Annotated in this window: 8 protein-coding genes and 1 pseudogene; 3 read left to right on the top strand and 6 right to left on the bottom strand. The window is 67.3% G+C overall.

Annotated elements, in window-relative coordinates:
• Positions 1 to 122: 122 nt before the first annotated feature.
• The 6 genes and pseudogenes from G5C65_RS28130 to G5C65_RS28110 form a co-directional block, all read right to left on the bottom strand.
• Positions 123 to 317, bottom strand: coding sequence for a hypothetical protein (locus G5C65_RS28130; protein WP_030885715.1), 195 nt, complete (start codon positions 315 to 317; stop codon positions 123 to 125).
• Between the two features lie 19 nt (positions 318 to 336).
• On the bottom strand, positions 337 to 528 hold the full coding sequence (locus tag G5C65_RS28125) for a mobile element transfer protein (protein WP_165301831.1): 192 nt from the start codon (positions 526 to 528) through the stop codon (positions 337 to 339).
• A gap of 19 nt (positions 529 to 547) precedes the next feature.
• A complete protein-coding gene (locus tag G5C65_RS39640) occupies positions 548 to 1,165 on the bottom strand; it encodes a DUF2637 domain-containing protein (RefSeq protein ID WP_241266108.1) in 618 nt (205 codons plus the stop codon).
• Between the two features lie 63 nt (positions 1,166 to 1,228).
• Positions 1,229 to 2,602, bottom strand: a pseudogene (locus G5C65_RS28120) (FtsK/SpoIIIE domain-containing protein); the annotation flags it as partial.
• A gap of 2 nt (positions 2,603 to 2,604) precedes the next feature.
• Complete coding sequence (locus tag G5C65_RS28115) at positions 2,605 to 2,955, bottom strand: SCO3933 family regulatory protein (protein WP_165301829.1); 351 nt, start codon at positions 2,953 to 2,955, stop codon at positions 2,605 to 2,607.
• A 202-nt stretch (positions 2,956 to 3,157) separates the two neighbouring features.
• The gene (locus G5C65_RS28110) at positions 3,158 to 3,946 is read right to left on the bottom strand and encodes a GntR family transcriptional regulator (RefSeq protein WP_165301828.1); all 789 of its coding nucleotides are present in this window, start codon (positions 3,944 to 3,946) and stop codon (positions 3,158 to 3,160) included.
• Positions 3,947 to 4,060: 114 nt separating this feature from the next.
• Here G5C65_RS28110 and G5C65_RS28105 point away from each other — a divergent pair, with 114 nt between their 5' ends.
• Genes G5C65_RS28105 through G5C65_RS28095 form a run of 3 tightly spaced genes read left to right on the top strand, consistent with a single transcriptional unit; the run spans position 4,061 to position 5,229 of the window.
• Complete coding sequence (locus tag G5C65_RS28105; RefSeq protein WP_165301827.1) at positions 4,061 to 4,468, top strand: NUDIX domain-containing protein; 408 nt, start codon at positions 4,061 to 4,063, stop codon at positions 4,466 to 4,468.
• A gap of 45 nt (positions 4,469 to 4,513) precedes the next feature.
• Entirely contained in the window at positions 4,514 to 4,942 is a 429-nt protein-coding gene (locus G5C65_RS28100; RefSeq protein ID WP_165301826.1) for an ATP-binding protein, read from the top strand.
• Positions 4,939 to 5,229, top strand: a complete 291-nt coding sequence (locus G5C65_RS28095) for a hypothetical protein (protein WP_165301825.1) — start codon at positions 4,939 to 4,941, stop codon at positions 5,227 to 5,229. The genes G5C65_RS28100 and G5C65_RS28095 overlap by 4 nt, the downstream gene beginning before the upstream one ends.
• Positions 5,230 to 6,905 lie beyond the last annotated feature (1,676 nt).

Raw genomic sequence — 6,905 nt, 5'->3', positions numbered from 1 at the left:
TGCTCGGTCAGCTCTACCACTGCCTGCACAACCGGCAGCTCTTCGACGAGCATCACGCATTCACCTCCTTCTCAGCAGCTCCAGCCGCCGCAGCTTGACTTCTTAGGCACGTGAGATGTCTCTCAGTCGTGGGTGCCGTTGACGGTCTCGACGCCGTTGCGGGTGCCGTTGTCGATGGCGGGGGCGAGGAAGGTGTCGGCGAGGTAGAAGCCGAAGAGCGCGATCACGACGACGAGCCAGACGCGGACGCCGAGGAACTTCACGGCGCCCCAGACGATCAGGCCCAGGACGACGACCAGGGGCAGGTTCACGGACACGAGCGCTCCTTTGAGGCGGTCAGCGGACGGGGCAGCGGTGGGTGCGGGCGGCCAGCTCGGCGGCGGTGCGTGAGTCGTAGTCGGCGGAGAAGCCGCAGCGCGGGGCCGTACAGGCGGCGGTGTGCTTCTCGCGGCCCCGGGCGTCGTAGGCGGTGCCGACCTGGACCGGGCCGATACGGGTCACGGCGCGGAAGCGGCGGTTAGCGGGCATGGCAGGTCCTCCGGTTCGGTCAGGTGAGTTGCGCGGCGATCTGCGCGGCGAGCGGGGCCGGGACGCCGAGGCGGGCGCGGAGGGTGTCCGGGTCGATGGGTGAGCCGGTACGGGCGCGGTGCGCGTCGGCGACCTTGCGGGTGTGTTCGACGAGGGCGGCCGGGACGGGAGTCGTCGGTGGCGTCGGCTCAGGCTTGGACTCCGGGGCGGGGGTCGTCTCGGGTACGTCCTCCCCTGCAGGCGTCTCCTTGGCCGTGTGGGCCAGCAGCGTTCCGCCGAGGAAGGCGAGGGCGGGCCATCCGGCGACGAGGATGCGGAGCCAGTCGGGGACGTCGGCCAGGTCGAGGAGTCCGGCGGTGGCGATGTTGGCACCGAGCGAGGCCGCGAGGGCGACGAGGAACCAGCACCAAGCCGCCGCCTTGTCCCGCCCCGATCGCAGACGACGCCAGGCGGCGACCATCAGCAGGTCCACGGACACGGGGTAGGCCCACGCCCTCCAGCCGTCCTGTCCGGCGGCCGAGGCCAGGTCGTGAAGGTGCGCGAAGGACAGCGCGGCGGCGATGACCGCTTGGACGAGCACCGCGTCTACGCGGCCGAGTTGGGCACGCACGGGCTGTCTCCTTCCGGTTTCGGGCATGACGGGGTAGGGGTCTGACGCGAGGCGGACGCGCCGGCCGAATCGGGGAAGAGGGGCAGGCCAGTCGGCGACGAGCAGCGGCTTCACGAGCGGCGCCGGACGATCCACGGGCCGAGCCGGAACGGTGGGCCGGAAGGGCGCGAGCGCGGGCAGCTCGGGCACCAGGTGCGCGGCTTCCTGGCAGCGTGCGGCGGCATCGGCCAGCGACAGGTACGGCGTGCGGATGCGGGACCAGCCGCCGGAGGTGTCGCCGACGACGGCGAGGCCGGGGCGTTCGGGCGCGATAGTGCAGGCGGCGCCGACCGCTTCGGGGGCGATGTCGCCCAGGGCCATCTTCGCGGAGGGCTCATCGTTGACGCGGTGGCAGACGCGGCCGGAGAGCTGGGCACGGAGCATGGTCGCGCCCTTGCCCAGCTCGGCGCCGAAGCGTTGCCCGCAGACCTCCAGGTAGATCCCGGCGGCGCGGCCGAGCTGGGCGAGGCGGATGAGCTGGGTGACCATCTCGTCGCGCCGTTCCTCGTCCTTCTTCGTGGCGACGAGGAAGAGTTCGGCGACCTCATCCACGACCAGGACCACAGGAACGGGCCGGTCGTCCTCCGGCAGGCCCCACACGTCCGAGGTGATCTCCTCATCCGGCGTCGAGGAGGCGATGCCCTGCCGGGCCCGGATCAGGTCGTAACGCTCTTCCATCTCCTTCACCAGCACGGGCAGCAGGTCGGCGGCCTGCCCCGGATCGGTGGCCAGCGCGGAGAGCCGGGCGGCGAAGGGGGCCAGCTCGACGCCCCGTTTGCAGTCGATCCCGACCAGTGCGACCGGCTGTTCGGTGAGCCCGGCGATCAGGTGCCGCAGATACATGGACTTGCCGGACAGGGTGGCGCCGAGGACCAGTTCGTGAGGGACGGCGCGGTAATCGCGTACGAAGGCAGTCGCGTCCTCCCGCAGCGCCACCGGCACCCGCAGCAGCCCGCCACCGGCCTTACGCGGCATCCGCACCCGCCGCAGCACATCGAACCCGACGAGCCGCAGTTCGACCACGCCGGGCTTTACGGTCTCGACGTAGGCGGCGTGTACGCCCCAGGCGTGCCGCAGACGTTCAGCCGAGGCGGCGACGTCGGCGGGCTCCTGTCCCGGAGCGAGACGGAGCCGGACCCGCATCCCGGTCGAGGTGGGCCGCAGCAGACCACGCCGAGGCGGCACGGGCCGGACTTCCCGCCGAGTCGCAGCGTGCACGGCCAGGGCACGGAGGCGAGACGGCGTGACGGTCAGCTCGCAGGACTCCATGACCGACCTGTATGTGCCCAGCAGCCGCGCGGCGGCCAGCGGAAGCCCGAGGGTGGACCAGTACGCCGCCGGATGCCGGGCCCGGAGGTAGGCGGCCCCGCCACCGAACGCGGCGACCGGACCACCCACCTCCATCAGCGTCGTCAGCTCGGACACGGTCAGGCCCCCACGCCCGCCGGAACGGCGCCCGGGGCGACAGCGGCGGCCCGGTAGGCGATACCGTGCCGCTGTTGCCCGTTGAACACGTACTCCCACGGCCGGGCGACCAGTCCCGGCAGCGAAACCGGAGCTCCCAGCGCCAGCCCTTCCGTCACGCCACTCTCCGGAACGGTGACGTGGATGAGCGCGGACTCCCCCTCATCGATGTAGACGACGCCGACCTTCATCAGCGACTCACCGCTCACCGCGTCCTTGGCGATCTCGCCCGTCTGCCGGTCCCGGACCTTGGGTTCCGGCACTTCGGTCAGCAGGACGGTCGCGGCGGAGGTGTCGATACGGATGGTGCGCACAGTCGTTCTCCTCGGGTCGTTCGCCGGAGCCCCATCACAGCTACTCGTCTAGACAAGACGCGTGATGACACCCCGGCGCGCTTCTTTGGGGATGCGGATACTGTGCCACACCCCTTAGCTACTCGTCTATACGAGTAAGGGTGTCGGCGTGTACGAGTCCGTGAGGAACGGCCAGGCACACCGCCATGAGCCCCACAGACCCTCAGTTGGCGGGCAGTTGGTAGGCGAGCACGTACGCGTCGGCGGCCATCACCGTGTCGCAGACCTCCACGGCGCGGCCGTCGGTGTCGTAGGCGGTGCGGATGAGGCTGATGACGGGCACGCCGGAGGACAGCCGCAGCATCTTGACCTCGGAGGGGGAGGGCATCCGGGCGCGTACCTCTTCGTCGAAGTGGTCGAGCCGATGCCCCAGTTCCTCCAGCCGGGCGTAGATACCGCCGGGCCCGGGGTTGGGTTCGGCGATCTGCGTACCGCGCGCCAGGTCCAGCGGCAGGTACGAGACGGCGGCCTCGACCGGGCGGCCGTCCAGCAGATACCGGCGCCGCCGGGCGAGGACCTTGCGGGGCGAGCCGAGCCGAGCGGAGATGTCGGGGGCAGGCTTCTCCTCCCGCACTTCCAGGCTGTCTACCTCGGGCTTGCTTCCCGCGGCTTCCGCCTCGACCGTGAACGCCGACTTCCCCTGTTCGCGGTGACGGCGCGCGAAGCGGTCGGAGGCCAGCCGCCGCACGGGCGGCCGGGGCCGCACGAAGACGCCCTTGCCGTGCTCGGAGGAGGCCAGCCCCTCACTCTGGAGAATCGCGAGGGCGTTGCGGACGGTCATCCGGGAGACTCCGAAGTGCTCGACCAACTCCGATTCGGACGGGAGCTTGGCGCCCTCCTTGAAGCGGCCCCGGTCGATGGCCTCGCGGATCTGGTCGGCGATCTGCCTAAAGACCGCGCGATCACTGGTCGGGTCGAGGTCACCGAGGATGCCGGACGGGAGTGCTGCCATAACGGGTACTCCTTTGGATATCTAGACGAGATGCTGAGTGTCGTTGCTACGGTGGAGAAGCCTAGCCATCTGAGGGGACCGAGGAACGTGAGCACCGTAGAGCGCCCCCATTCCGTGAGCGTCGCTGGCGTCATCGTGGACGACGCGGGCCGTGCGCTGCTCATCCAGCGCCGCGACAACGGCCAGTGGGAGCCGCCCGGCGGCGTCGTAGAAGCCGGGGAAACTCTCCCGGACGCCCTCCAGCGCGAGGTGCTGGAGGAGACGGGCATCAAGATCGCGCTTCCGGCGACCCTGACCGGTGTCTACAAGAACATGACGGGCCTGATCGTCTCGCTCGTCTTCCGCTGCGAAGCGGTCGACGGCACCCCGTCGACCGGACCCGAGACATACGCCCTGCGCTGGGCCACCCGCGACGAGGTCGCGGAACTGGCGGACGAGGCGTACGCGATCCGCGTCCTGGACGCGCTCGACGCGGCGGCCCCGCCGGCCATCCGTGCCCACGACGGCGTGAAACTCATCTAGCACTGACCTACTGCCCATAGCAGCCACCAGCGCAAAGGAACTTGTATGCACGAGTATACGAGCACAGTGCGGATCTGGGAACTCACCTGTCCCGGTCTCCCCGAAGAAGTCGGCCGCGTACGCCGATGGACCCGCGACGTCCTCAGCGGCACCCCATACGCGGACGACGCGGCCCTCATCGTCAGCGAGCTGGGCTCCAACGCCCTGCTGCACTCGGCCAGCGGCAGCCCGAACGGCAGCTTCCACGTCTCCCTGCACCGCTCACCCAGCGTTCTGGTCCTGGCGGTCACGGACACCGGCGGAGGCGAGACAAAGCCACACGTCGAGACCCCGAACGAGGACGACACCAACGGCCGCGGCTTGGGCCTGGTGATCGCACTGGCCAGTCGCGTGCAGATCAGCGGCGACGACTACGGCCGGACGGTCACGGTCGAGATGGCCGGAGAGGCAGACGAGGGGAGGCGGCCGCGATGACCACCCAGCAGCACGCGTCCCAGGTCTACTACTGCCAGTGCTACGTCAACGAACGCCGACTCGGCACCTACGACGCCCACAGCCCGCGCGAGGCCCTGCGCTGGGTCCGCATCAGCCTCATGATGATCGCGATCACGCTGGACGAGGAGCCCTACAGACAGGCCCGCACCTGGCTCAACGACGGCCAGCCGACAGCGGCCCGCGACCTCGAAGAGGGAAAGCCCCACACGCTCACCCTGAAGCAGCGCACCACGGCGGCGACTTGGACGATCAGCCCCATCACCTGACTACGGGCCCACGAGGCGCGTGCGTAACAACTTTCTCTACGACTTCAAGGCGGCTCGCGTCCCGCTCGCCGCGCGCGGCCCGGCTCCCCGGGCCGCCGCTCCTGTCTCCGCCCCGCTCCGGCCCGGTCCGCCGGGCCGCGCTCACGAGGTGGCGGGCGAGCCTGCTTGCTTTAAAAGGATCATGGCCGGGTCCGGTCGGCTCCACGGCTTTAGGCAGCCACTTTGGGGCGAGCCTCTAAGATCGGGGGCCACGCTCGGGCCATTGCGGGCAGGCGAGGTGCTGCCCGAGACGCGAGCAGCTTAGTGGCCCCCGATCTCTCGCCCCAAAGCCGCTCCAGCCCAAAGCCGCTCCGCCGGCCTCAGTCCTAGACAACCCTTCATCGTCTTAGTACGACCCGCCAAAGCGTTGAAATAACCGAACGCCACCCCACTGGTGTATATTCTTGCGGAACTGGCCAGGACTCCCTATCCGCCGGATCTGAATGGGCGTATATGTGCACATCGCTCTGACTTTTGGATCTGAGCCAAAGCGGGCGTCCAATGATTATCCTGTCGAATTCTCCATTACCGAATAAGTAGCGCCTCGCGGCGAGGTCATTCTCCGGTATTTGCTCTTCTGTCAGGTCATAGTATATTTCGGCCAGCCACTCGCCAGACCGGCTAACATCGCCATAAGTGAAGCCGCGTTCCCAGGGTGCTTGCGATACTCCACTCATTCCTTGTCCAGCGGCCACTTGGTATGCGTAAAAGGCCAGGATGGGACGTGTTTCGTCCTCCGTCCCGAAGCCCCTAACCGAGTATTCACACCTCCCCGCGATAAAATCACGGACGAAACTGGCGGCAGAAGAAGTCCAACCACTGCGAGATGCGGCTCCCGCATCTTGCACATATCCGGAGAAATTATCGAGGCTGCCGAACAGGCAAACAACTACCCTCGTTCCATCTGTGGCTCGCAAGCGCGTGAACATCAGAGCGCCTACGGGGTCACCAGAGGGGGAGACAAACTCACCAAATACAACAGTCCCCTTGCCGGATGCATACTTGGCCCGTGCGCCCCTAGTCGGGTCCCTAAGAGTGCTACCCTTAAGGGCTCTCTCGACCCACTGTGAAGTATCGGCACGCGACTGATTGCCACTTGCTGAATCCCAAGTAATTTCGGGCGTAATGCCAAGCAGTGTTGGAATTTTCACTGACAGGCCACCGCGATTAGACTTTCGATTGGCCTCGGCGAGTTCAGATATTGCCCGCTCAGACCAATAGAGGTACTTCGTAATCTCTTTTCGTGGAGCCATTCTCGCTCTTCCTGTAAATGTGCTACGTCTATGTGGGTCAGATGAATCCGTGAAGGCTGTCCGAGAAGTGCCCTAAAAGGGAAGCATTGAACATGTCGCGGTGTAGTGGCTATCTATGTTCGTGTGACTCAGGATTTCAGTAGCGCCGCATGGGTGTTGGGTCGAATTCGATGGTAAGGGTGGACGGTATCGGTGCTTCATTTTCGAGCGGCGTAGGTCGCATCATAATTGGATGTGCAGAGATGTGCAGCGAGTTGAGGTAATAGCAGCTCGGATGGCTCTGCTGCCCTAAATGATCAATTAGTCAATGCATATGCGCAGCCACGTTGGGCCGCCCCCGGGCCGTCCGACGCCACCCACTGACGACAGCCACCGACCCCGGGC

It is taken from the genome of Streptomyces boncukensis (assembly GCF_011045075.1).
Classification (GTDB): Bacteria; Actinomycetota; Actinomycetes; order Streptomycetales; family Streptomycetaceae; genus Streptomyces; species Streptomyces boncukensis.
Note: the sequence above shows the minus strand (reverse complement) of the source record. Positions and strands in the feature narration are given on the sequence as shown.

Excerpts from the sequence above, each read along its gene's own strand:
- G5C65_RS39640 (WP_241266108.1), bottom strand. The coding sequence starts at position 1,165 with ATGCCCGAAACCGGAAGGAGACAGCCCGTGCGTGCCCAACTCGGCCGC.
- G5C65_RS28125 (WP_165301831.1), bottom strand. The coding sequence starts at position 528 with ATGCCCGCTAACCGCCGCTTCCGCGCCGTGACCCGTATCGGCCCGGTC.
- G5C65_RS28095 (WP_165301825.1), top strand. The coding sequence starts at position 4,939 with ATGACCACCCAGCAGCACGCGTCCCAGGTCTACTACTGCCAGTGCTAC.
- G5C65_RS28100 (WP_165301826.1), top strand. The coding sequence starts at position 4,514 with ATGCACGAGTATACGAGCACAGTGCGGATCTGGGAACTCACCTGTCCC.
- G5C65_RS28110 (WP_165301828.1), bottom strand. The coding sequence starts at position 3,946 with ATGGCAGCACTCCCGTCCGGCATCCTCGGTGACCTCGACCCGACCAGT.